Source organism: Nisaea sp., assembly GCF_965216895.1.
Lineage (GTDB): Bacteria > Pseudomonadota > Alphaproteobacteria > Thalassobaculales > Thalassobaculaceae > Nisaea.
In genome coordinates, this window is record NZ_OZ244205.1 from 3092424 (window position 1) to 3115606 (window position 23183).

18 protein-coding genes are annotated in these 23183 nt (G+C 65.2%); 15 read left to right on the forward strand and 3 right to left on the reverse strand.

The genetic code is table 11. The features are described from left to right. The first annotated feature begins 89 nt into the window (after nt 1-89). On the forward strand, nt 90-2735 hold the full coding sequence (mutS, locus tag ACOOE1_RS14955) for a DNA mismatch repair protein MutS (RefSeq protein WP_420406439.1): 2646 nt from the start codon (nt 90-92) through the stop codon (nt 2733-2735). On the opposite strand, the gene ACOOE1_RS14960 is transcribed toward mutS, so the two are convergent. Then, a complete protein-coding gene (locus ACOOE1_RS14960) occupies nt 2732-3925 on the reverse strand; it encodes an NAD(P)/FAD-dependent oxidoreductase (RefSeq protein WP_420402998.1) in 1194 nt (397 codons plus the stop codon). The genes mutS and ACOOE1_RS14960 overlap by 4 nt on opposite strands. Before the next feature lie 161 nt (nt 3926-4086). Between ACOOE1_RS14960 and ACOOE1_RS14965 the strand changes: the two genes are divergently transcribed. The 3 genes from ACOOE1_RS14965 to trpS all read left to right on the forward strand — a co-directional run bounded on the left by ACOOE1_RS14965 (nt 4087) and on the right by trpS (nt 9636). Continuing rightward, nucleotides 4087-6915 (forward strand): [protein-PII] uridylyltransferase, encoded by a 2829-nt coding sequence (locus ACOOE1_RS14965; protein ID WP_420402999.1) that lies wholly within the window; start codon nt 4087-4089, stop codon nt 6913-6915. A 73-nt stretch (nt 6916-6988) separates the two neighbouring features. Continuing rightward, a complete protein-coding gene (gene murJ / locus ACOOE1_RS14970; protein ID WP_420403000.1) occupies nt 6989-8554 on the forward strand; it encodes a murein biosynthesis integral membrane protein MurJ in 1566 nt (521 codons plus the stop codon). Nucleotides 8555-8634: 80 nt separating this feature from the next. Beyond that, nucleotides 8635-9636 carry a tryptophan--tRNA ligase gene (gene trpS / locus ACOOE1_RS14975; RefSeq protein WP_420403001.1) on the forward strand — a complete coding sequence of 334 codons (1002 nt, stop codon included), beginning with the start codon at nt 8635-8637 and terminating at the stop codon, nt 9634-9636. Here the strand turns inward: trpS and ACOOE1_RS14980 are convergent. Then, complete coding sequence (locus tag ACOOE1_RS14980; RefSeq protein WP_420403002.1) at nt 9626-10927, reverse strand: adenylate/guanylate cyclase domain-containing protein; 1302 nt, start codon at nt 10925-10927, stop codon at nt 9626-9628. The genes trpS and ACOOE1_RS14980 overlap by 11 nt on opposite strands. 231 nt (nt 10928-11158) lie before the next feature. On the opposite strand from ACOOE1_RS14980, the gene ACOOE1_RS14985 reads away from it, so the two are divergent. Then, on the forward strand, nt 11159-11716 hold the full coding sequence (locus tag ACOOE1_RS14985; RefSeq protein ID WP_420403003.1) for a NifU family protein: 558 nt from the start codon (nt 11159-11161) through the stop codon (nt 11714-11716). Nucleotides 11717-11978: 262 nt separating this feature from the next. Further along, nucleotides 11979-12821 (forward strand): glucosaminidase domain-containing protein, encoded by an 843-nt coding sequence (locus ACOOE1_RS14990; RefSeq protein ID WP_420403004.1) that lies wholly within the window; start codon nt 11979-11981, stop codon nt 12819-12821. Between the two features lie 18 nt (nt 12822-12839). Here the strand turns inward: ACOOE1_RS14990 and ACOOE1_RS14995 are convergent, their stop codons facing one another. Beyond that, entirely contained in the window at nt 12840-13919 is a 1080-nt protein-coding gene (locus ACOOE1_RS14995; protein WP_420403005.1) for a polysaccharide deacetylase family protein, read from the reverse strand. A gap of 122 nt (nt 13920-14041) precedes the next feature. Between ACOOE1_RS14995 and tsaB the strand changes: the two genes are divergently transcribed. The 9 genes from tsaB to lnt all read left to right on the forward strand — a co-directional run bounded on the left by tsaB (nt 14042) and on the right by lnt (nt 23092). Then, entirely contained in the window at nt 14042-14731 is a 690-nt protein-coding gene (tsaB, locus tag ACOOE1_RS15000) for a tRNA (adenosine(37)-N6)-threonylcarbamoyltransferase complex dimerization subunit type 1 TsaB (protein WP_420403006.1), read from the forward strand. Continuing rightward, the gene (locus tag ACOOE1_RS15005; protein ID WP_420403007.1) at nt 14728-15207 is read left to right on the forward strand and encodes a GNAT family N-acetyltransferase; all 480 of its coding nucleotides are present in this window, start codon (nt 14728-14730) and stop codon (nt 15205-15207) included. Before tsaB ends, ACOOE1_RS15005 begins: the two co-directional genes overlap by 4 nt. 293 nt (nt 15208-15500) lie before the next feature. Next, nucleotides 15501-16370: a GNAT family N-acetyltransferase gene (locus tag ACOOE1_RS15010; protein WP_420403008.1), complete on the forward strand. Its 870-nt coding sequence runs from the start codon at nt 15501-15503 to the stop codon at nt 16368-16370. Further along, complete coding sequence (locus ACOOE1_RS15015; RefSeq protein WP_420403009.1) at nt 16367-17281, forward strand: lysophospholipid acyltransferase family protein; 915 nt, start codon at nt 16367-16369, stop codon at nt 17279-17281. Before ACOOE1_RS15010 ends, ACOOE1_RS15015 begins: the two co-directional genes overlap by 4 nt. Before the next feature lie 195 nt (nt 17282-17476). Further along, nucleotides 17477-18913 carry a tRNA (N6-isopentenyl adenosine(37)-C2)-methylthiotransferase MiaB gene (gene miaB, locus ACOOE1_RS15020; protein ID WP_420403010.1) on the forward strand — a complete coding sequence of 479 codons (1437 nt, stop codon included), beginning with the start codon at nt 17477-17479 and terminating at the stop codon, nt 18911-18913. Nucleotides 18914-18915: 2 nt separating this feature from the next. Next, entirely contained in the window at nt 18916-19932 is a 1017-nt protein-coding gene (locus ACOOE1_RS15025; RefSeq protein ID WP_420406440.1) for a PhoH family protein, read from the forward strand. A gap of 66 nt (nt 19933-19998) precedes the next feature. Further along, complete coding sequence (gene ybeY, locus ACOOE1_RS15030; RefSeq protein ID WP_420406441.1) at nt 19999-20523, forward strand: rRNA maturation RNase YbeY; 525 nt, start codon at nt 19999-20001, stop codon at nt 20521-20523. After that, on the forward strand, nt 20520-21482 hold the full coding sequence (locus tag ACOOE1_RS15035; protein WP_420403011.1) for a hemolysin family protein: 963 nt from the start codon (nt 20520-20522) through the stop codon (nt 21480-21482). The genes ybeY and ACOOE1_RS15035 overlap by 4 nt, the downstream gene beginning before the upstream one ends. Further along, nucleotides 21479-23092: an apolipoprotein N-acyltransferase gene (lnt, locus tag ACOOE1_RS15040; RefSeq protein WP_420403012.1), complete on the forward strand. Its 1614-nt coding sequence runs from the start codon at nt 21479-21481 to the stop codon at nt 23090-23092. The genes ACOOE1_RS15035 and lnt overlap by 4 nt, the downstream gene beginning before the upstream one ends. Nucleotides 23093-23183 lie beyond the last annotated feature (91 nt).

The window sequence follows — 23183 nt, forward strand, 5'->3', positions numbered from 1 at the left end:
ACATTCCGGCCGTGAACACGATTTCGCCTTCCGACAGCAAACCCGCCGAAGCACCCGTCTCCTCCCGCGCCCGGGCGGAAGCGACGCCGATGTTCCAGCAGTATTTCGAGGTCAAGGACCGGCATCCCGACGCATTGCTGTTCTACCGCATGGGGGATTTCTACGAGCTCTTCTTCGAGGATGCGGAACAGGCGGCGGCGGCGCTGGACATTACGCTCACGAAGCGAGGCCAGCATGGCGGCGAGCCGATCCCGATGTGCGGCGTGCCGCACCATTCCGCCGAAGGCTATCTCGCCCGCCTGATCCGCAAGGGCTACCGGGTCGCGATCTGCGAGCAGACCGAGGATCCGGCCGAGGCCAAGAAGCGAGGGTCCAAGTCGGTGGTGCGCCGGGAGGTCGTCCGGGTGGTGACGCCCGGGACGATCACGGAGGACGCGCTGCTCGACGCCCGGAGCAACAATTACCTGGCCGCGCTCGCGAAGGCGCAGGACGGGTTCGGCGTTGCATGGATCGACGTGTCGACGGGCGATTTCCATGCCCAGCCGGTAACTGCCGCCGGGCTTGGTGCGGCGCTGGCGCGAATCGGGCCGAGCGAGCTGCTGTTTCCGGACACCCTGCTGGAGCCGGAAAGCGGTTTCGCAACCCTGCTCGAGGAATGGAGCGGCGCAAGCGTTCCGCAGCCTGCGAGCCGGTTCGACAGCGAGAACGGGCGGCGGCGTCTCGAGACGCTCTTCGAGGTCTCGTCGCTGGAAGGCTTCGGCGCCTTCGAGCGGGCGGAACTGGCGGCGGCGGGCGCCCTCGTCGATTATCTCGAACTGACCCAGATTTCCTCGATGCCCCGGCTGCAGGCGCCGCGCCGCTGGCAGGCAGGCGGCCTGGTGGAAATCGATGCCTCGACCCGGCGCAATCTGGAGATCCTTCGCACCCTCGGCGGGGAAAAGCGCGGCTCGCTGCTCAGCGTGCTGGACCGGACAGTGACCGGCGCCGGCGGGCGTTTGCTGGCGCAGCGGCTTTCGGCGCCTGTGACGGATGTCGCCGAGATATCCCGCCGCCTCGATGCGGTCGCGCATTTTCGCGAGGGCGAACGGCTGCGCGGCGAGATCCGCGACACTTTGCGCGCTCTGCCCGATGTCGAACGGGCGCTGTCCCGCCTGGCGCTCGGCCGCGGTGGACCGAGGGACCTGGCGGCGATTCGGGACGGACTTTCCGGCACCGGGCCGCTGCGTGACCAGCTTGCCCGCGCCGATGCGATGGCCAGCGGTCTGACCGGCGATGCCGGCGGTGCGCCCGCGGAAGCGAAGGTGATCTTCGAGGACCTCGGCTATCACGTGCCGCTGACCGACCGGCTGGAGCGCGCGCTGGCACCGGAGCTGCCGCTGCTGGCCCGCGACGGCGGCTTCATCGCCCAGGGTTACGCGCCGGAGCTCGACCGGCTCCGCACCCTGCGCGACGAGAGCCGGCGCCTGATCGCCGGGCTGCAAGCCCGTTACGCAGACGAAACGGGTGTGTCGGCGCTGAAGATCAAGCACAACAACGTGCTCGGCTATTTCATCGAGGTCACGGCGGCGCATGGCGAGAAGCTGCTCGGGCGGGAGGATTTCATCCATCGCCAGACCATGGCCAACGCCGTCCGCTTCACAACGGTCGAGCTGGGCGAACTGGAACGCGACCTCTCTCAGGCTGCCGAGAAGGCGGTCGCACTGGAGCAGGGGCTGTTCCAGGAACTTGTCGAGGCGGTTCTGGCCGAGGCCGACGATATCGCGCTTGCGGCCCATGCTCTGGCACGGCTCGACGTTCTGACCGCGCTGGCCGAGCTTGCCGTCGAGCGTCGCTACTGCCGCCCGGAGGTTGACGGCTCGCGGGCCTTCGAGATCCGCGGCGGCCGGCATCCCGTGGTCGAGGCGCTCAATCCGGGCGAAAGCGGCTTCGTGCCGAACGACTGTGTGCTTCAGGACCCGGAACGTCTCTGGCTGATCACGGGCCCCAACATGGCCGGCAAGAGCACGTTCCTGCGCCAGAACGCGCTGATCGCGCTGATGGCCCAGGCCGGGTCCTTCGTGCCGGCGGAAAGTGCGCATATCGGCGTGGTCGACCGCCTCTTTAGCCGGGTCGGCGCGGCGGACGATCTCGCCCGCGGCCGCTCGACCTTCATGGTCGAAATGGTCGAGACGGCGACAATCCTCAACCAGGCGACCGAGCGCTCGCTGGTCATTCTCGACGAGATCGGCCGCGGCACCGCGACCTTCGACGGGCTCTCCATCGCCTGGGCGACAGTGGAGCATCTGCACGAGGTGAGCCGCGCCCGCGCGCTGTTCGCCACCCATTACCACGAGTTGACCGGGCTCGAATCCAAGCTCGACAGCCTCGCCTGCCACACCATGCGGATCCGGGAATGGAACGACGACGTGGTGTTCCTGCACGAGGTCGTGTCCGGTGCCGCCGACCGTTCCTACGGCATCCATGTCGCCAAGCTGGCCGGGCTGCCTCCCGTGGTCGTCGCCCGTGCGGAAGAAGTGCTGGAACGGTTGGAGAAGGGCAAGGTGGCCAGCGCCGCGGTCCGCCTCGCGGACGATCTGCCGCTCTTCCAGGCGCTCGCCCCGGCGCCGGCGGCGGCCGACCCAGTCGAGAGCGCGGTCGAGGCGCGGCTGGCGGATATCCGGCCGGACGACCTGACCCCGCGCGAGGCGCTCGAGCTGATCTACGAACTGCGGGCGCTGAAGGAACGGGAGCGCTAGACGATATTGCGCTCGAGCACGAGCGCGCCGCTGGCGAAGCGTTCGAAACCGAAGCGTGTGAGATCGATGGTCCGGAAGCCGCCGGTGGTGAGCAATTCGGCCACCGCCCGGCCGATCGCCGGCGCCTGCTGCAGTCCGTGGCCGGAAAAACCGTTCGCGAAGACGAAGTTCGACAGCTCCGGATGCGGTCCGACGATGCCGTTCTGATCGATCGTGTTGTAATCGTAATGACCGGCCCAGGCGCCGGTCAGCTTGATCGCCTCGAAGGCCGGCACGCGGTGCGCCAGGGCTGGCCAGACCACCTCCTCGAACCAGTGATACTCGACCTCGAGATCGCCGGTCTCGCCGTCGGGATCCTGGTCCGCCGGAGGCGAGACGCCGCAGATATAACCGCCGCTCTCGGGCCTGACATAGACCCCGGACGGGTCGATCAGCAACGGGACCGGGGGCTCCAGCGTCTCGCGGCAGTCGAAGACGAAAACATTGCGTTTGCGCGGCACGACGGGGAGAGAGATCCCTGCCATGGCGGCGATCCGGCCGGCATTCGGTCCGGCCGCGTTGACGATCGTGCCGGCCGGCAGACGGCCGCCATCCGCGAGCCGCACCGCCGTGACCCGATTTCCGTCCTGTTCGAGGCCGGTAACTTCCGCTTCGAGATAGGTCACGCCGAGACTGCGCGCCTTGCGCCGGAAGGCCTGCATCAGGGTGTTAGGGTCGAGCCAGCCCTCGCGCCGCAGCCCGAAAGCGCCGCCTGCGATGCCGTCCGTGTTCAGCCAGGGAAACCGTTCCGAAATGGCAACGGCATCGAGCAGTGCGATGTCGGCGCCAAGGCGGAGCTGTTCCTCATGGTTCTGCCCGAGCACCTCGAGGCCGGACGGTCCGGCGAGGAAGAGGTAGCCGCCTTCGACGAGGCCGGGGTCGGGGCATTCGCCGTCGACCGAGAGATAGTCGGCGAGATGGGTCGCAAAATGGTGTCCGAACAGCCCGATCTCGATATTTTCCGGATTGGAGAATTGCTGGCGGATGCCGCCGGCGGAGCGGGGCGTGGACGCGGTGGCATAGCTCGAATCGCGCTCGATGACAGTGATCGAGCCGGGATCGCCGGAGGCCGCCGCGAGGAAATAGGCGATGGCGCTGCCGATCACGCCGCCGCCGACAATGACGACATCGCTCGCTGGATTGTCTGCCAAGGGAACCGCTCCGAAACGGATGAGGAAACGCAGAAAGTCTCCTCTCGTTCATATCTTCGGGGACCATCGAGGTCCAGCGGCCATGTTGCGGCGCGGGACGTGGCGTGGCGGGCGAAATTGCACTAATGTCCGACAAGCCAATCTGTGAGGTGCGATAGGACATGGCCGTCGACAATCTGATGCCGGAAAGCGGGACCGGGACGGACACCGCCGTGGCCGCGCCGCCGCCGAAGATCAGGAGCCGGAAGAAGATCGTGGATCCGGCAGCGCTCGTCGAGGCGATCGATGCGCTTTGGCAGGACAGCGGCAACGCCGAGGCATTTCGCACCGTCTTGCTGAAACTCTTGCGTCACACGGTGGACGATGGCCGGGCCGAGGTGGAGCGCCGCTTTCTGGAAAGCAATGACGGCGCCGAGGCGGTTCGCGCCAATGCCTATCTGATGGACGTGATCGTCCAGGTGATTGCCGACACGGCAACGACGCGTATCTATCGGAACGCCAACCCGACCCAGGGCGAGCAGATCTGCGTCGCCGCCGTCGGAGGTTACGGCCGCGGCGAGATGGCCCCCTTTTCCGATCTCGATCTGCTTTTTCTGCTTCCCTACAAGCAGACGCCGTACAGCGAACAGGTGGTCGAATACATCCTCTACCTGCTCTGGGACCTGCGCTTGAAGGTCGGCCACGCGACGCGCTCGGTCGACGAGTGCATCCGCCAGGCCAAGGCGGACATGACGATCCGGACCACGCTGCTCGAACTCCGTTACCTCTGGGGCGCCGAGCCGCTGTTCGCAGATCTGCGCGAGCGTTTCCGCAAGGATGTCGAGACCGGGACCGAAATGGAGTTCGTCGAAGCCAAGCTCTCCGAGGCGGACGAGCGGCACGAGAGGCTCGGCGACAGCCGCTATTTCATCGAGCCGAACATCAAGGACGGAAAGGGCGGGCTGCGCGACCTGCACCGGCTCTTCTGGATCGGGAAATACGTCTACAAGGTCGACAAGGTCTCCAACCTGGTCGAGCGCGGCGTCCTGACGGCGGCGGAAGCCCGCAAGTTCGCCAAGGCGCAGAAGCTGCTCTGGACGATCCGCTGTCATCTTCACTACCTCACCGGCCGGGCCGAAGAACGCTTGACCGTCGACCTGCAGACCGAGATCGCCAAGCGCATGGGCTACACCAACCGTGCCGGCGCCGTCGCGGTCGAGCGCTTCATGAAGCACTACTACCTGGTCTCGAAGGATGTCGGCGATCTGACCCGGATTTTTTGTGCCAGCATCGAAGCGGAAAACCGGCGCAAACCGCGCCTGAGACTGTCCTGGGGATTTCAGCGCAAAAAGGACCTTGGCGATTTCCAGGCCGATGGAGACCGCCTGAATGTGGTCGACGACGAGATCTTTTCGCGCGACCCGGTGAACCTCATCCGCTTTTTTCACACCGCGCAGAAGCACGACATGGAGCTGCATCCGCACGCGCTGCGCCTGGTCACCCAGAATCTGAAGCGGATCGATGGTGACTTGCGCAGGGACGAGGAGGCGAACCGTCTCTTCGTCGAGATGCTGGAAGCGCCGCAGGGTCCGGAAAGGATCTTCCGCCGTATGAACGAGGCCCAGGTGCTGGGCAGGTTCGTGCCGGACTTCGGCCGCGTCGTCGCGCAGATGCAGTACGACATGTACCATGTCTATACCGTTGACGAGCACACCATCGTGATGCTCGGAATCCTGCACCGGATCGAGAAGGGCGAGCTTGCGGAGATCGCACCGATCGCGAGCGAGGTGGTCCACAAGGTGATTTCCCGTCGGGCGCTCTACGTGGCGGTGTTCCTGCACGACATCGCCAAGGGGCGCGGCGGCGATCACTCGCGTCTCGGCGAGCGGGTCGCGCGGCGGCTCTGTCCGCGTTTCGGCCTCAGCGAGGAGGAGACCGAGACCGTCGCCTGGCTGGTGCGCTGGCACCTGCTGATGAGCTATGCCGCCTTCAAGCGCGACGTGAACGACCCGAAGACCGTGCATGACTTCTCCGCCATCGTGCGATCGCCGGAGCGCCTGCGGCTGCTGCTGGTGCTTACCGTCGCCGACATCCGCGCGGTCGGCCCGAACGTTTGGAACGGATGGAAGGCGGCGCTGCTCCGCGAGCTCTACTGGGCCGCAGACGAGGCGCTCACCGGACAGGGCGAGGAGGCCGGCCGAAAGCGCCGCGTCGAGATGGCGAAGAAGGCGTTGGCCGCCGCGCTCACCGACTGGCCGGCGGAGGAGCTCGAGAACCATCTCTCGCTTGGCTATGCGGATTACTGGCTGGCCTTCGATCTCGAGACCCATGTGCGGCATGCCCGCATGGTTCGCGCCGCCGAGACCGAGGACCGCGAGCTGGCGATCGAGAGCCGGGTCGACGCCACCCGCGAGGTGACCGAAATCATCGTCTATACCTCGGACCATCCGGGCCTGTTCTCGCGCATCACCGGCGCGATGGCGATCTCGGGGGCGAGCATCGTCGACGCCCGCATCGCGACCTTCAGCAACGGCATGGCGCTCGACGTCTTCTGGATCCAGGACGAGGACCGCAAGGCCTTCGACCGTCCGGACAAGCTGGCGAAGCTCTCGGTGGCGATCGAACAGGCGCTGACCGGGCGGCTGAATTTGCTTTCCGAACTGGTCAAGCGCCGGCGCAGCCTCGAGCGCAGGGCCCGGGTGATGAAGATCCCGACCCGGGTTCTGGTCGACAACAAGGCGAGCGTCACGCACACGGTGATCGAGGTGAACGCGACCGACCGGCCGGGTGTGCTCTACCGCATCGCGCGCGCCCTCAGGGAAATCAAGATCCAGATCTTCTCGGCCAAGATCTCGACCTACGGGGAGAGCTTTGTCGACGTGTTCTACGTGAAGGACCTGTTCGGGTTGAAGATCGATTCGGAGTCCCGGATCCGGGAAATCCGTGACGCGCTTCTGGCCGCGCTTGCCGACGACGCGGCGCCGCCGCGCGCCGGCGGCGGGTCTTCATGATCCTCTGCGGCCTTTTTCCCGCCCCGGTTCCGATGCAGTCTTCCCTGGTCGCCTTCACAAAGCCGAAATCGCCATGTCCCTGATCCGCGCCGCCGCGACTGTCGGCAGTTTCACCATGATCAGCCGGGTGACGGGCTTCCTGCGCGATGTGCTGGTCGCCGCGATTCTCGGCGCGGGACCGGTGGCAGACGCCTTTTTCGTCGCCTTCAAACTGCCGAACTTCTTCCGTCGTCTGACTGCCGAAGGTTCGTTCACGGTGGCCTTCGTGCCCCTCTTCGCCGGCGCGCTCGAGGCGGACGGCAGGGCCGAGGCGAAGCGCTTCGCCGAGGACGCGCTGGCGATGATGTGCGCGGTGCTGGCGGCGCTGACACTGGCGATGGAACTGACCATGCCCTGGGTCATGCATGTGCTGGCGCCCGGTTTCGTCGCGACGCCGGAACGCTTCGGAATCGCCGTCGAGCTCACCCGCATCACCTTTCCCTACCTGCCGCTGATCTCCATCGTCGCGCTCTATGGCGGGGTGTTGAACAGCCTCGACCGCTTCGCCGCCATGGCCTCGGCGCCGATCCTGCTGAACCTGATCCTGATCGGCGCAATGGTCGGGTTCGCGGACCGGCTTGAGACACCGGGTCATGTGCTCGCATGGGGAGTCGCCGCCGCCGGCCTTGCCCAGCTGCTCTGGCTGATCGGTGCGTCCTCGCGGGCGGGGTTCTCGCTTCGTCTGCGCCTGCCGCGGCTGACGCCGGGCGTACGCAAGCTGTTCCGCCTGATGCTGCCGGCGATGCTCGGCGCCGGGGTGGTGCAGATCAACCTGCTGATCGACATGGTGCTGGCCTCGACCCTGCCGCTCGGCTCGATCTCCTTTCTCTACTATGCCGACCGGGTGAACCAGCTGCCGCTCGGGGTGATCGGCGTGGCCATCGGCACCGCATTGCTGCCGCTGCTGTCCCGCCAGTGGCGCGGCGGCGATGCCGAGGGTGCACTGGAGACGCAGAACCGGGCACTCGAGTTCGGCGCCCTGCTGACCGTGCCGGCCGCCGTCGGGCTCGCGGTGCTGGCGCATCCGATCATCACCGTGCTGTTCGAGCGCGGCGCCTTCACGGCAGCGGACGGCGCGGCAACCTCCGCGGCGATGATCGCCTTCGCGGCCGGTCTGCCCGCCTTCGTGCTGGTGAAGGTGCTGCAGCCCGGCTTCTTCGCCCGCGAGGACACCAAGACGCCGGTGAAGGTCGCCGCCGGTGCGGTGGTGCTGAACCTCGTGCTCAACCTGATCCTGATGCAGTTCCTCGCCCATGTCGGACTTGCGCTCGCAACCGCGATCGCCTCCTGGGCGAACGGGCTGGCGCTGGCCTGGCTGCTGCGCCGCGACGACGTGTTCCGCCTCGACGCGCGGTCCCGCTGGCGGTTGCCGCGGATCCTCGTATCGGCACTGGTCATGGGCGCGGCGCTCTGGGGGAGCCTGCGGCTGGCCGAGGGTGCGGCGCTGCACCTCTTCGCGCAGGGCACGCTGCCCGGCGCCGCGGCTTTGCTCGGCTTCGTCCTCCTGGCGCTGGTGATCTATTTCGGAGCGGCCACATTGCTGGGCGCCTTCCGGATGACCGAGTTGAAGGCCGCCCTCGGGCGCCGCGGCACCGCCTGAGCCAGTCCGGCCTTGACCACCGGCGAGCCTGCCGCGATAAATCAGGCCCTTTTTCGCTTCAGTCTTTTGGATCGCGTGACATGAACCGGATTTTCTCGGGCGTGCAGCCCACAGGTAACCTGCATCTTGGCAATTACCTCGGCGCGATCCGCAACTGGGTGCAGCTGCAGCGCGACTACAACTCGATCTTCTGTGTCGTCGACATGCATGCCATCACCATGCCGCCGCACGATCCGGCGGACCTGCGCCGCGCCACCCGCGAGGTCGCGGCCGGCATGATCGCATCCGGGGTCGATCCGGACGAGTGCATCATCTTCAACCAGTCCGCCGTGCCGGCCCATGCCGAGCTGACCTGGATCTTCAACTGCGTCGCCCGCATCGGCTGGCTGAACCGGATGACCCAGTTCAAGGAGAAGGCCGGCAAGAACCGCGAGAACGCGACCGTCGGGCTCTACGACTACCCGGTGCTGATGGCCGCCGACGTGCTGGTCTACAAGGGCACGCACGTGCCGGTCGGCGACGACCAGAAACAGCATCTGGAGCTGATGCGGGATACCGCGCAGGCCTTCAACTCGATGTACGGGGTGGATTTCTTCCCGCTGCCGGAACCGATGATCTTCGGTGCGGCGACCCGGGTGATGAGCCTGCGCGACGGTACCAAGAAGATGAGCAAGTCGGACACGTCTGAATATTCGCGCATCAACATGACCGACGAGGCGGACGAGATCGCGCAGAAGATCCGCAAGGCGAAGACCGACCCGCATCCGATCCCGGAGACGGTGGAGGAGCTGGCGGAGCGGCCGGAGGCGAAGAATCTGATCGCGATCTATGCCGCGCTGGAGGGCTCGGAGACCGACGCGGTGCTGAAGCAGTTCGCCGGCAAGGGTTTCGGCGACTTCAAAAAGTCCTTCGCCGAGCTTGCCGTCGAGGTGCTGGGGCCGATCGGGTCGGAGATGAAGCGGCTGACCGGGGACACCGCGGCGGTCGACGCGGTGCTGAAGAAAGGCGCCGAACGGGCCCGCGAGATCGCCGATCCGGTGATCCGCGAGGCCAAGGAGATCGTCGGCTTCCTCAGGTCGTAACCGGCTCCACGCCGTAGGGCGTGAACACCTCCACCGGTGCGCGCAGGCCGCGCACCGGATGGCTCCCGAGGGTCTGCAGCGATAACGTCGCCATCCGGGCGATGGATTCTGAAGCCAGAATCGTATGTCCGAGCTCCTTGCCGAGCCCCTGCAGGCGGCTCGCGAGATTGACCGCCGGGCCGATCACGGTGAAATCGAGCCGGGTCGGGCTGCCGATATTGCCGTAGCTGACATCGCCGACATGGAGACCGAGCGCGTGCTCGATCCGCGGCTTGCCGTGCTTTTCCCGGAGTGCGTTGCGACTGCGCAACAGGGTGTGCGCCTCCATCGCGGCTTTCAGCGCCGAGTCCGCTTCTCCGGCAGTGCTGTCGGGGCCGAGCGGGAAGATCGCCAGCAATCCGTCGCCGATGAATTTCAGGATCTCTCCGCCCCGTTCCTCGATCGGCTGCGACATGATCTCGAAATAATCGTTCAGCATTTCGATGATCTCAGGGCTCGGCAGGGCATCGGAGGCGGCGGTGAAACCCCGCACGTCGGCATAGAGAATCGCCGCCCGGATGGTCTCGGTCGTGCCTCTGAGAATTGCTCCGTTGAGGACCCGGCGCCCGGTATCCCGACCGAGATAGACCTCAAGCAGGTCGCGCGTCAGCTTCTGCCGCTCCAGTATCTCGATCCGCATGCTGAGCGCCGGGAGAAGCGTGTCGAGGGTCGCCAGCTGTTCCGATGCGAAACCGTTCTCGGCGTCGGAGGTCCAGGTCACGAAGTTCAGTTCTCCATCACTGAACTTCAGCGGCATGGCGACATAGTCAGTCGCCCCTTCCGCTCTCAGGTCATGCAGCACAGGGAAATCCATCGGCGTCGACGGATCGCAGAGGCGCCGGCGGATTGCCGCGGCGCCTTCGAAAATGACCGGCAGCGGGCTGCGCTGGAAGCTCTCGGTCTCTTCGATACCGTGCAGCACCATGAGTTCTTCCGGATCGCGCATGGTTTTCCGCCAGATCACCGAGCGTCCGCGGGCCTGGGGATGCAGGGTCCGGATGAAACAGGTGGCGCGCAGCATCGGCATGCCCTGGGCGACCAGCAGATTGCAGAGGTCGCGCATCAGCTCGCGCATCGACAGGATCCCGGCCGAGCGCTCCATCAGCCAGCGGTCGGGCGCCATGGTGAGATCTTCGGCGGAGAGCGAACTGCCGGCCGGAAGCGCCGCGTCCGGGTCGGCTCCCTGGTGGGTGATCCGGATATGCGGCCGTATGGGGTCGATCTGGCGATTCGTCGCCGATTTCGCTTTCAAGGGATCCGGGCTCCGTTCTGGAAAGACTGTCTTTCCTTGCGCCATGACGGCAATTCAATGATAAGGCAGCACGCTCGCGGCAAAAAGTGGGCTTGAATTCGCTTCCCCCAGGGTCACTCTATATAGTACCGATTTAGTGCCCGACGAGATGAAAGTCGCGGGCCTCGACGGGACCGGCGCACGGAACAGAAGGCGCTGGCCGATCCGGAGGTCCCTCAAGGAGAGAATGGGATGTTCATCCAGACTGAAGAAACGCCGAATCCGGCGACGCTGAAATTCCTGCCGGGGCAGGACGTAATGGGAACCGGGACGGCCGAATTCCGTTCGGAAGAGGAGGCGGCCGGCAAGTCGCCCCTGGCCGAGCGGCTGTTCGACGTGGACGGTGTGACCGGTGTGTTTTTCGGGGGCGATTTCATCACCGTGGCCAAGCGCGACGACAAGGAATGGTACCTGATGAAACCGGCGGTGCTCGGCGTGATCATGGAGCATTTCACCGCCGGCCGTCCGGTCGTGACGCAGGCATCCGAAGCTGGTCACAGCGCCGACGGCGAGGACAGCGAAGTCGTCTCTCAGATCAAGGAATTGCTCGACACCCGCGTCCGTCCGGCGGTGGCGATGGATGGTGGAGACATCGTTTTCGAAAGCTTTGACGAAGGCGTGGTGACGCTCTACATGCGCGGCGCCTGCGCCGGATGTCCGAGCTCGACGGCGACCCTGAAGATGGGAATCGAAAACATGCTCCGTCACTACATTCCGGAGGTTCGCGAAGTACGCGCCGCGGCTATGTAAGTATTCAAATCAAGAACAAATCGAATACCAGCTATGTGCGAAATGCGGTGGCGACTCTAATGCTGTGACTATATCTAGCGGTATGTTCGTTGTCGGCAGAATGAGGCAACGGTTCTTTTCGATGACAGATCAGTGTCTGAAAATGCCGTCATTCCATATAGTTGCTCTTATTGCCGGTGCGGCTGCACTGGCGACCCAGGTTTCCGTTTTCGTTGAACCCGCACCCGCGTCGTCGGATCATGCCGAGCGCGCGTCAAAGAGCGTGGCTGCGCCGAAGGTTCATGTCGTCGAGCCGGCCAGCACCCAGGCACTCGAGTTCGTCTTTGGCACCGTGGGTTTCGATCTCAAGGATATCCGCCGCGGATCGGATCTCGTTCCGGCGATCTATGTCTCTAGCCTGCCTGGAGATCTCGGCTTCATCGACGAAGTCGACCGAAAGAAGAGACTGTTCTTTTCGGCGGTGCTGCCGCTGGTCCTCAGCGCGAACGAACGTGTCCTGCGGGACCGTGCCAGGCTGACCCGTCTGCGCGAGCGGGTGCTCGACGGCGCCGGCCTGCAGGATTCCGAGAAAGACTGGCTGTTCCGCCTGGCGGACCGTTACGGCGTGACCTCCGCGGAAGACATCGACCGTTCGCTTCTCGATGTGCTGAACCGCCGGGTCGACGTGGTGCCGGTATCCTTGGCTCTGGCGCAGGCGGCGGTCGAGAGCGGCTGGGGTTCCTCAAGGTTTGCCCGCCACGGCAATGCCCTCTTCGGGCAACGCGCCTGGAGCGACGATCATGGCATCGTTCCCAAGGAGCGCACCGACGACGAGGGTCACGTCGTGCGTGCGTACGACACGCTGATGGGTTCGGTGTCGTCCTATATCCACAATCTCAACACGCATCCGAGCTACAGCGATTTCCGCAGGGCCCGCGAGTCGATGCGGGAGAACGGAGAGCGGCTGGACGGCAAGCGGCTTGCCGGCGGTTTGCTTGCCTACGCCGAAATCGGTGAACGCTATGTCGAGATTCTGCGCCTTGTGATCGAGAAGAACCGGCTGACGGAACTTGATGACGCGCTGCTCAGGCGCAACCTCCTCACCGCGTCGAACCAGACCGGCTGACGCCGGAGTTTCCGTCGCTCAGGGCACGATGAACTGTGTGCCGAACCAGCGCCAGCGATTGTCCGGTCCGGGCATCGTGCAGTTGATGCGAGAGCGGCCGGGAGGGAATGGTTGTTTGAGCCGCACCTCGACGCGCTGTTCCAGATATTCGAGGTGGGTCTCGCCTTCGCTCGAGGCGAAGCAGGAGAGGCTCTTCGGGCTGCCGATCGACTCGTCCAGAGTGAAGCCGAAGGCTGGCGGATTCTCGCTGAGAAGCGTGTCCTCCGGGAGCACATCGCTTACCGGAAGCGGCAAGGCGTTGGCGATCAGCCGGAACCGGTCGATTCCGCCGTAACGTTCGTTCAGGGCGAAACGCGGCAGGGTGAGGTGATCCATGCCGGAATAGGCGACGCCGGAATGCTGGCCGAAGGCGGCGGTGAAGCCGGCATCCGCGACGGATTTGCGTACCAGCAGGCTGTATTCCCCATAGGGGTAGGCGAAAAGGTCCGGTTTCGCGCCGAGTTCGTCAACAAATCGCTGGTTGGATTCCGCGAGTTCGCGGTCCAGCGCAAGGCGATCCAGTGTCGTCATGTGCGGATGCGAGCGGGTTTGGCTGCCGATCGTGACGCCACCATCGCGCATCTCCCGGATCTGGTCCCAGCTCATGTAACCCTTGACCTGACGGTCGATCGCCCCGGTGGCGACGAACAGGGTAAAGGGCAGACCGGCTTCCTTCAGGCGCGGCCAGGCGTGTTCGTAGACCGAGAGATAGGCGTCGTCGACGGTGATCGCAATCGTGCGGTCCTCCAGGGCCTGCCCGGATTTCAGCATGTCGATGACTTTGGGAAGCGGCAGAACGTGGTACCGCTCCTTCTTGAGTTCCTCGATATGCTCCTCGAACTGCTCGACGCGGATATTGGTCGACGGGAAGTCGTTTTCGCCGAAACGGTGGTACATCGTGATCACCGCTCCCGAGATTTCCTGTGCCGCGACCGGGCCGGAGAAGAGGGCGAAGAGGCAGGCGGTGGCCAGGAAGAAAGTGGCCTTGACGGTGCGCGCCGGGATCGAACCGAGGGCGGCCCACCGGTCCGAGCGGCGAAAGTGCGAGCGATTCGGCATAGACGCTATATTCCTTTGCTGTCGTCCGCCAACATGGTTTACAGGCAGCGATGCGACTGGAAAATTTGCACTTTCGGGCCGCATTGTCACTCTAACATACGCATTTCGTGGCGGAAAATAAGATGGCGCCCCTGCCCCGCACAATTCTCGGCATCGATAGCAGCACCGGCGCGTGCTCGGTCGCCCTGCGGCGCGGCCCGGATTTGCTGGCGGTGCGGCGCGAGGACATGACGAGGGGCCAATCCGAGCGTCTTGCCCCCATGACCGAGGCGGTCATGCGGGACGCGGGCATCGGATTCGATGATCTGGATGCGGTTGCGGTCAGTCGCGGTCCGGGCTCCTTTACCGGTCTCAGGATCGGCCTCGCCTTTGCCAAGGGGCTGGGGCAGGCGCTCGGCATCCCCGTCCTCGGGGTCTCCGGATTCGACGCGGTGGCACGCGCCGCGCGCGCCGCCGCCAAGGACGCCGGGAGCGTGCTTGCAATCCTCCTGGAAAGCCGCCGCGCCGACCTCTTCCTTCAGGTCTTCACGCCCGACGGCGTGCAGGCCGGTGCACCCGCCGCTCTGCCGGCGGACGCCATCGCGGAGCATCTCACGGCCTCTGCGGCCGCGGTACCGGTGCTGCTGGCGGGAGACGCCGCGGGCAAGGTCGCGCCGCTGCTCGGCGACGCCTGTGTCCGCAGTCCGGCGACGGTGCCAGATGCCGACCATGTCTCCGCTCTCGGCCTCGCTCTGCTGGAAGCCGGCACCGAGAGTCCCGCCGTACCGCTCTATCTTCGGGCGCCCGACGTGACGCGTCCGGTGGCGTCATGACGGAAAGCCGCCGCTTTATGGTGCTGGACCAGGACCTGCAGCGGTATCTCGACGAAGCTGCCGGACTGCACGGCGCGCTTTTCGAGCGGCCCTGGTCGCGCACCGCGCTTGAAGACCTGCTCGCGACTCCCGGCACGGCAGGTGCGGCGATGCTCGACCCGGACGGAGAGCCGCGCCTTGCCGGGTTCGTGCTTTTTCGCAGCCTGGGCGACTTCGCCGAAATCCTGACCGTCGCGGTCGCGCCGGACCATCGCCGCCGGGGCCTCGGACGGCTGCTGATGCGGCATGCGGTGCAAATGGCCCGCGAATCGGGGGCGGAGAGGCTGCTCCTCGAAGTTCAGGACGGCAATCTGCCGGCAATCCGACTCTATGAAGACCTCGGGATGGAGGCTTTCGACCGGCGCCGGAACTATTACAAATCGGGAAATGGCGGCCATGCCGATGCCATAATGATGCAGCTATCCTTCCACGACTGACGATGGCGGCCGCAGCGGGTGCCCGGAATCCGGCGAAGGTAGCGGGTTCACGCCATTTTTCGCTGCAACCAGACTGTCATGCGAATGTGGGAAAAATGTCATCGGTCTGTCGGTATAAGCGGGCACCGGTTGGGCCCTCCCGGGTCCGTCCGCCACGTGTTCGGCGTTCACGTCCGAATGATTTCTCTAGCGGTGACGCGACACGTGCCCATATCGGAGCTGAGGAATTGCGGCCGCGGCGGCTTCCAGGGTTCCGGTGACCTGCGGCCCCGAAGATAGGGATGCGACTGATCATGGGATTCTCGATTCCGACGCGCACTGTGCTCTCCGAAACCGTCCCGGTCTCCGTTACCGGACCTGACCGGCTGGGCGATCAGCCGCTGGTTTCCGGCACGCTGGAGGTCAAGCTCGCCGCCGGTAAGGAGGATATTCTCGCGGCCAAGCAGCTTCGCTACCGGGTCTTCTACGAGGAGATGGGCGCGATTCCTTCGGCGGCGGCCAGCGCCAGCCGCCTCGATGAGGATTCGTTCGATGATGTGGCCGACCATCTTCTTGTGCTCGATCATAGCCTTGGCAATGGTCCGGAAGCGGTGGTCGGCACCTATCGCCTGATCCGCCGCTCGGCGGCCGAGACCGCGGGCGGGTTCTACACCGCCGACGAATTCGACATTTCCAGACTGGAAGCCCAGCCGGGCGAAATTCTGGAGCTCGGCCGTTCCTGTACCGCGAGCGGTTACCGCACCCGTCCGACCATGCAGCTGCTCTGGAAAGGCATCGCGGCCTACGTTTTCCAGAACGACATCTCGCTGATGTTCGGCTGCGCGAGCCTGCCGGGAAACGATGCCGCCGCGCTGCAGAGCCAGCTTGCCTATCTGCATCACCAGCATCTGGCGCCTGAGCGGATCAGGGCGACGGCCTTGCCGGAGCGCTTCGTCGAAATGGACCGGATGGCGGCGAATGAGATCGATCTGCGCCGGACCGCGGCCGCGCTGCCTCCGCTGATCAAGGGCTATCTCCGCCTCGGCGGCTATGTCGGGCACGGAGCGGTGATCGATCAGCAGTTCAACACCACCGACGTCTGCGTGATTGTGGAAACGAGCAGCGTCTCCGATAAATACTACAAGCATTACGAACGCGAAGCGCGCGGGATTTCGATCCAATGAGCATGGTCGGTACGCTTGAGGAACTGACCGAGGAGGATATTCTCGGAGATCCCGGCTTGCTGGGTTCCTGGGAACGCAATCCCGATCCGCTCGAGGCGTCGGGCATGGTGGCGCCGTCGCGCACCCTGGTCTGGCGCCGGATCGCGCTCTACAGCGCCCTGACCTTCACGCTCCTGCCGCTCCAGATGCTCCTGCTGGCCTTACGCTCGCCGATGTCCTCGGCCCTGCCGGTCTTCTATCACGGGCTGTGCGCCCGCCTGCTCGGCTTCCGGGTGAAAGTGCGGGGGCGGCCGCTGGCCAAGGGGCCGGCGCTCTATGCCAGCAACCATGCCTCCTATTTCGACATCGTCATTCTCGGCAGCCTGCTTCGGGCGAGCTTCATCGCCAAGAGCGAGGTGAAGAGCTGGCCCGGCTTCGGCCTGCTCGCGATTCTGCAGCGCACGGTGTTCGTCGAACGCCGCCGGGGCCGCTCGAAGGTCCATGCCGATGTGATCGCAGACAGGCTCGCCGGCGGCGATCGCCTTGTGCTGTTCCCCGAGGGCACCAGCAACGACGGGAACCGCACGTTGCCCTTCAAGAGTTCGATGTTCGCGGCGGCCGAACCCCGGGATGGCGACGCGCCGGTTGCGGATCTCAGGGTGCAGCCGGTCTCGATCACCTATACGCGGCTGAACGGCATGCCGATGGGCCGCGGACTCCGCCCGTTCTATGCCTGGTACGGGGATATGGATCTGGTACCGCATCTGCTGGAAGCGCTGGCGCTCGGCCGTGTCGATGTGGAGGTCGAGTTCCACGAGCCGGTGGATCCGGCGACCTTCGCGAACCGCAAGGCGCTTGCCGCCCATTGCGAGCAGGTGGTGTCGCGGGGCGTGTCGCGCGCGCTTTCCGGGCGTGACGAGGACATCCGCTGAGCGCGTCGCGCCGGCTCATCTCCGTGGTCGAAAACCGGGTGCGCGCGCGGTTCTCTCGCTTGACTGTGGGCGGTCCGGTGTTAGCATTCTCCCGATGAAAGAAAACGCACGCTGGAATTTCAGTTGCACTCGGCGTATTTGTGCCGCCGACCTCCTGAAATTCGACCCTTCGAGCGACCGTAAGGCTGAGCGCGCGTGAGCAAGAAACTCTTCATCAAGACCTATGGCTGCCAGATGAACGTCTACGACAGCGAGCGTATGACGGACAGCCTCGTTTCCCTCGGATATGACCCCGTGACGACACCGGACGACGTGGACATGGTGATCCTGAACACCTGCCACATCCGCGAGAAGGCGACGGAAAAGGTCTTTTCGGAACTCGGGCGGATCCGCCTGGAGAAGGAAGCACGGGCCGCCGAAGGCAGGCCGCTGCTGATCGCGGTCGCGGGATGCGTCGCCCAGGCCGAGGGCGAGGAGATCGTCAGGCGCGCGCCGTTCGTCGATCTCGTCTTCGGACCGCAGACCTATCACCGGCTTCCGGACCTGGTGCGCGAGGCCGAGCGCAAGGCGGGCGAGCGCCAGGCCGCGTCCGGCGGGCGCGGGACCCGCGGCGCCGGCGTCGTGGACACCGATTTTCCGGTCGAGAGCAAGTTCGATTTCCTTCCCGAGGAACGTCACGCGAGCAGCGCGGCGGCGTTCCTGTCGATACAGGAAGGCTGCGACAAGTTCTGCAGCTTCTGCGTTGTGCCCTATACGCGCGGTGCCGAATTCTCGCGCCCGGTCGACCAGGTCCTGCACGAGGCGCGCCGCCTGGTGGCATCGGGCACATCCGAGCTCACCCTGCTCGGGCAGAACGTCAATGCCTATCACGGCGCGACCGATGACGGTGAGTGGGGACTGGGACGCCTGATCCGCGCGCTGGCCGAGATCGACGGGCTGGAGCGGATCCGCTACACGACCTCGCATCCGAACGACGTGGACGAAGAGCTGATCGCCGCGCATCGCGACGTCCCGCAGCTGATGCCCTATCTGCACCTTCCGGTGCAATCCGGCTCCGACCGCATCTTGCGGGCGATGAACCGCAAGCACGACGCGGAGACCTACCGCCGGGTCGTCGACCGGCTGCGCTCGGCGCGCCCAGACCTCGCCCTCTCCTCCGACTTCATTGTCGGCCATCCGGGCGAAAGCGACGCGGACTTTGCCGAGACGCTCAAACTTGTCACGGATATCGGCTACGCTCAGGCCTATTCCTTCAAATACAGTCCCCGGCCCGGTACGCCGGCGGCCGGAACCGACCTGCAGGTCGAGGAGGCCGTGAAATCGGACAGGCTGGAAACCCTGCAGCAGCTTCTGAACGCGCAGCAGCTTGCCTATAACGCAGCTTCCGCCGGATCGGTCCAGCCGGTTCTGGTCGAACGCTCCGGCCATAAGGAGGGCCAGCTAGTCGGGCGCGGCCCCTATATGCAGTCCGTCCATTTCGAAGGCTCGGAGCGGCTGGTCGGCCGCATCGTCGATGTCCGCATCGATGCGGGCCATGCCAATTCCCTATCCGGTACCGTGGTCACCAGCGAATGGGACGGCGTTCCCGGACTCTCCTCGCGCAACCCTGACCATGAAAGGGCGATTGCTTGAGCATCACGAACGAGGCCGCCGAAAGCGTCCGACTGGAGTTTGCCGATCACGATCTCTTGCCGGCGCTGCTCGGCGAGCATGACCGGAATCTTGCGCGGATCGAACAGAAACTTCCCGTTTCCCTTTCCTGTTTCGGAAACACCGTCACGGTGGCGGGCGACAAGGACTCGGTGACCACGGCGCAATCGGCCCTGACCTCGCTCTACAGGCGTCTCGAAGGTGACCGGGATACCGGCAAGAAGCTCAAGACCCTCGATGTCGGGACGGTGGACGCGGCGGTTAAATGGGCCCAGAGCGATGACGATATCGCCAATGGCTCCAATGGCTTCAACGACCGGTCCGCCTTCGTGCCGACCTGGAAGCGGGCAATACAACCCCGCTCGCCGAACCAGCATCGCTACATCCAGGCGCTGTCGCAGGACGAGCTGGTGCTCGGTCTCGGTCCCGCCGGCACCGGCAAGACCTATCTCGCCGTTGCGATGGCGGTCTCGATGCTGATGGACCGCAAGGTCGAGCGTCTGATCCTGTCCCGTCCGGCGGTGGAGGCCGGTGAGCGGCTCGGCTTTCTGCCGGGAGACATGAAGGACAAGGTCGACCCCTATCTCAGGCCGCTCTACGACGCGCTCTACGACATGATGCCCGGCGACCAGGTCGAGCGCCGGTTGACCGCGGGCGAGATCGAGGTGGCGCCGCTCGCCTTCATGCGCGGCCGGACACTGGCCAATTCCTACATCATTCTGGACGAGGCGCAGAACACGACGCCGACGCAGATGAAGATGTTCTTGACCCGTCTCGGCGAGAATTCACGGATGGCGATTACCGGCGATCCGTCGCAGATCGACCTCCCGTTCGGCGCCAAATCCGGACTTGTGGACGCAATGAGCGTGCTCGGCCGGGTTTCCGGCGTCAGCGTGGTCGAGTTTTCCGCCCGCGACGTTGTGCGTCACCCGCTGGTGACGAAAATCGTCAATGCCTACAATGATCGTGAATCGGCCCGTCTCGACGACGGACCGAAATAGGGACAATAGAAGGAGTACCTGCACGTGCCCGACGAATCGGAGCCAGGAAGTAGTCGCTTCAGCGCTTTGGCTGAACAGGATCCGCCGGAAGACCCTGAGCAACCGGACACCAACCTAGAAATCGCCGTCGCCGTGCCGAACCCGGCCTGGACCAAGGCCCTGCCGGATGCCGAGAGGATCTGCATCACCAGCGCCGCCGCGACGATCGGCGGCCCGTCACGCCCGACCGAACTCAGCATTGTGTTGTCCTCGGACAGTGAAGTCCGCGCGCTCAATCGTGACTACCGCGAAAAGGACAGTCCGACCAACGTGTTGTCGTTTCCATCCGGGCTTGTATCCGGGGTCGGCGAGACCGATATGCTCGGGGACGTCATCCTTGCCTTCGAAACGGTCTCCATGGAAGCGACCCGGGACGGTAAACCGCTGGACTCCCATTTGCGCCATCTCGTTGTGCATGGCGTGCTGCACCTGCTCGGCTACGACCACGAGACCGAGGAAGAGGCGGTGGAGATGGAGCGCCGCGAGGTGGAGATCCTGGCCGCATTCGGCCTCCCGGATCCCTATGGCGCGGTGGCGGAGCCGGTGCGATGAGTTCGGACACCGAAAAGGCGCTGCCCGATACCGAGCTGGCACTGTCTCCGGCGGAGCAGACCGAGGCGCCGGAGCGCCGCGACGGCACATGGCAACCGCTCAAGCAGATCGCAAAGGCGCTGGGGCTGAAGCGGAACGGCGGTTCGTCGGTCCGCGACGCTCTTGAGGAACTGATCGACGAGGACAGCACGGGCGAACCCGGCGAGGGCCTTGCGATCGATCCGCACGAGCGGGCGCTGATCCGCAATATCCTCGGCCTTCGGGATATCACCGCGCGGGACGTCATGGTCCCGCGGGCGGATATCACCGGGGTCGCGATCAACACCTCGCTGGACGAGCTGGTCGCCGACATGGTCAAGGATGCGCACAGCCGCGTTCCGGTCTATCGCGAGACCCTCGACGATGTCGTCGGCATGATCCACATGAAGGACGTGCTGGCGCACATCCATGCCGGCAAGGACGTGCCGCTCAGCTCGCTGCTGCGCGAGGTCCTGTTCGTTTCGCCCTCGATCCGCGCCATGGATCTGCTGCAGGAAATGCGGCTCACGCGGCGCCATCTCGCTCTCGTCGTGGACGAGTTCGGCGGGGTCGACGGGCTGATCACGATCGAGGATCTGGTCGAGGAGATCGTCGGCGATATCGTCGACGAGCACGATGTGGAGGAGGGGCCGAAGATTTCTATGGTCGGGCCCGACACCGCGGTCGCCGACGCCCGGGCCGAGATCGAGGAGTTCGAGGATCTGTTCGGCAAGGTTCTGGACGAGGAGGAACGCGAGGAGATCGATACGGTCGGCGGACTGGTCTTCTCGCTCGCCGGGCGGGTCGCGGCGCGCGGCGAGCTCCTGGCCCACCCCGCCGGCATCGAGTTCGAAGTGCTGGAGGGAGATTCCCGCCGGATCAAGCGGATCCGCATCCGCCGGGTGGAACCGGACGCGCTCTTGCCCGAGGCCGATTCGTGAGCAGCCGGGCGGCCGTCGCCCGGTTGGGCGCGGGCGCCCGCAGTACCATCCTCCGTCTCGTGCGGACGACAGGTGTCCGCAATATCGCGCTGATGGCGGGATCCGGCGCGGTGGCCGCGCTCGCGTTGCCGCCTCTGGCTATGGTTCCCGCGCTTTTCGCATTCGCCTTGCTGATGCTGTCGCTTGAGCATCGGCAGAGTGCGATCGGGGCCTTCGCCAGCGGCTGGGCTTTTGCCTTCGGTCATCATGTCGCCGGGTTGTACTGGATCTCGAACGCACTGCTGGTCGATGGCGAGCGGTTCGCCTGGGCGGTACCCTTTGCCGCCGCGGGACTGCCCGCTGTTCTCGCGCTCTACGGTGGTCTCGCCGCGCTGTTCTATCATCGGCTCCGGCCGCGCGGCTGGCTTCGGGCACCGGTTCTCGCCGGCGCCTGGAGTCTCGCCGAGATACTGCGCGGTACGGTCGCGACCGGTTTCCCTTGGAATCTGCCTGCTTCCGCCTGGTCGTTCTCCGATGCCCTGATGCAGCCTCTTGCCCTGCTTGGGGCCTATGGGTACGGCTTCTTCGTGCTGCTCTTCGCGCTCTCGCCGCCGCTGATTCTGCGAACCGGCGCCGGCCGTGCCGAGCGTGCAGTTGGTGTCTGCGCGCTCCTTCTGCCGGTGCTTTTTCTCGTCTACGGACAGTTTCGCCTTGAGGCGGCCGCCCCTCTCGACCGTGCCGCGACTACGGTGCGCGTGGTGCAGGGGAACATTCCCCAGCGGGACAAGTGGAACAAAGAGCTGCTGCGGGGGCATCTGGCGAAATACGCAATGCTGACGCGGTTGCGCGAAGCCGACGTCGTTCCGGCCGGCGCCGGGGCGCTGCCCCCCGCGCGGCTGGTGGTCTGGCCGGAAACCGCCATACCCTACGCACTCAACCGCGAACCGGAGCTCGCGGCCTATCTCGGCTCCCTGCTGCCGGCCGGCGACGCCTTGCTGATGACCGGCGCTCCTCTGCGCGAAGGCGTCTCGGGCGGTCCTGACGTGAGCCGGAACTACAACGCGGTCGTGGCGCTCGACCGCGACGGCCGAATCGTTGCACGGCATGACAAGTTTCATCTCGTTCCGTTCGGCGAATATGTGCCGTTCAGCGAATGGTTGCCGCTAGGGCCGGTGGTGAAGAGCGGACAGGGCTTTACGCCGGGACCCGGCCCCGGCAGCTTCGAGGTGCCGGGTCTGCCGCCGATCGGTTCCCTGATCTGCTACGAAGTGATCTTTCCGGGTGCCGTCACGGCACCCGGCGACCCGAGGCCGGGGCTGCTCGTCAACGTGACGAACGATGCCTGGTTCGGTTTCAGTTCAGGACCTTATCAGCATCTTGCGGCCGCCCGGATGCGCGCCGTCGAGGAGGGGATTCCGATCATCCGTGCTGCGAATACGGGAATCTCCGCGGTGATCGATGCCCATGGACGTATTGTCGCCTCGCTTCCCCTGGAACGGACGGGCACGATTGACAGCCCTCTACCTGCTGCATTGGCAAGTAAAACGCCCTATGCGCGCGTCGGCGACAGCTTGGCGATAGTGCTGGGTTTTCTGCCACTAATAGCGGCATTTTTTCGCCAGGCTGATTAGGTCTTTTTTTCTTTTTTTTGCTCGGGCTTTCCTGTTGACTGCATACGTTTGTATGGGTAACTGATTTCAGCGCAATTTTAGATTAATGGTT

What these genes read in the sequence shown, in the direction of transcription:
- mutS (WP_420406439.1), top strand. Translation starts at nt 90, where the DNA reads ATGTTCCAGCAGTATTTCGAGGTCAAGGACCGGCATCCCGACGCATTG.
- ACOOE1_RS14965 (WP_420402999.1), top strand. Translation starts at nt 4,087, where the DNA reads ATGGCCGTCGACAATCTGATGCCGGAAAGCGGGACCGGGACGGACACC.
- murJ (WP_420403000.1), top strand. Translation starts at nt 6,989, where the DNA reads ATGTCCCTGATCCGCGCCGCCGCGACTGTCGGCAGTTTCACCATGATC.
- trpS (WP_420403001.1), top strand. Translation starts at nt 8,635, where the DNA reads ATGAACCGGATTTTCTCGGGCGTGCAGCCCACAGGTAACCTGCATCTT.
- ACOOE1_RS14985 (WP_420403003.1), top strand. Translation starts at nt 11,159, where the DNA reads ATGTTCATCCAGACTGAAGAAACGCCGAATCCGGCGACGCTGAAATTC.
- ACOOE1_RS14995 (WP_420403005.1), bottom strand. Translation starts at nt 13,919, where the DNA reads ATGCCGAATCGCTCGCACTTTCGCCGCTCGGACCGGTGGGCCGCCCTC.
- tsaB (WP_420403006.1), top strand. Translation starts at nt 14,042, where the DNA reads ATGGCGCCCCTGCCCCGCACAATTCTCGGCATCGATAGCAGCACCGGC.
- ACOOE1_RS15005 (WP_420403007.1), top strand. Translation starts at nt 14,728, where the DNA reads ATGACGGAAAGCCGCCGCTTTATGGTGCTGGACCAGGACCTGCAGCGG.
- ACOOE1_RS15010 (WP_420403008.1), top strand. Translation starts at nt 15,501, where the DNA reads ATGGGATTCTCGATTCCGACGCGCACTGTGCTCTCCGAAACCGTCCCG.
- ACOOE1_RS15015 (WP_420403009.1), top strand. Translation starts at nt 16,367, where the DNA reads ATGAGCATGGTCGGTACGCTTGAGGAACTGACCGAGGAGGATATTCTC.
- ACOOE1_RS15035 (WP_420403011.1), top strand. Translation starts at nt 20,520, where the DNA reads ATGAGTTCGGACACCGAAAAGGCGCTGCCCGATACCGAGCTGGCACTG.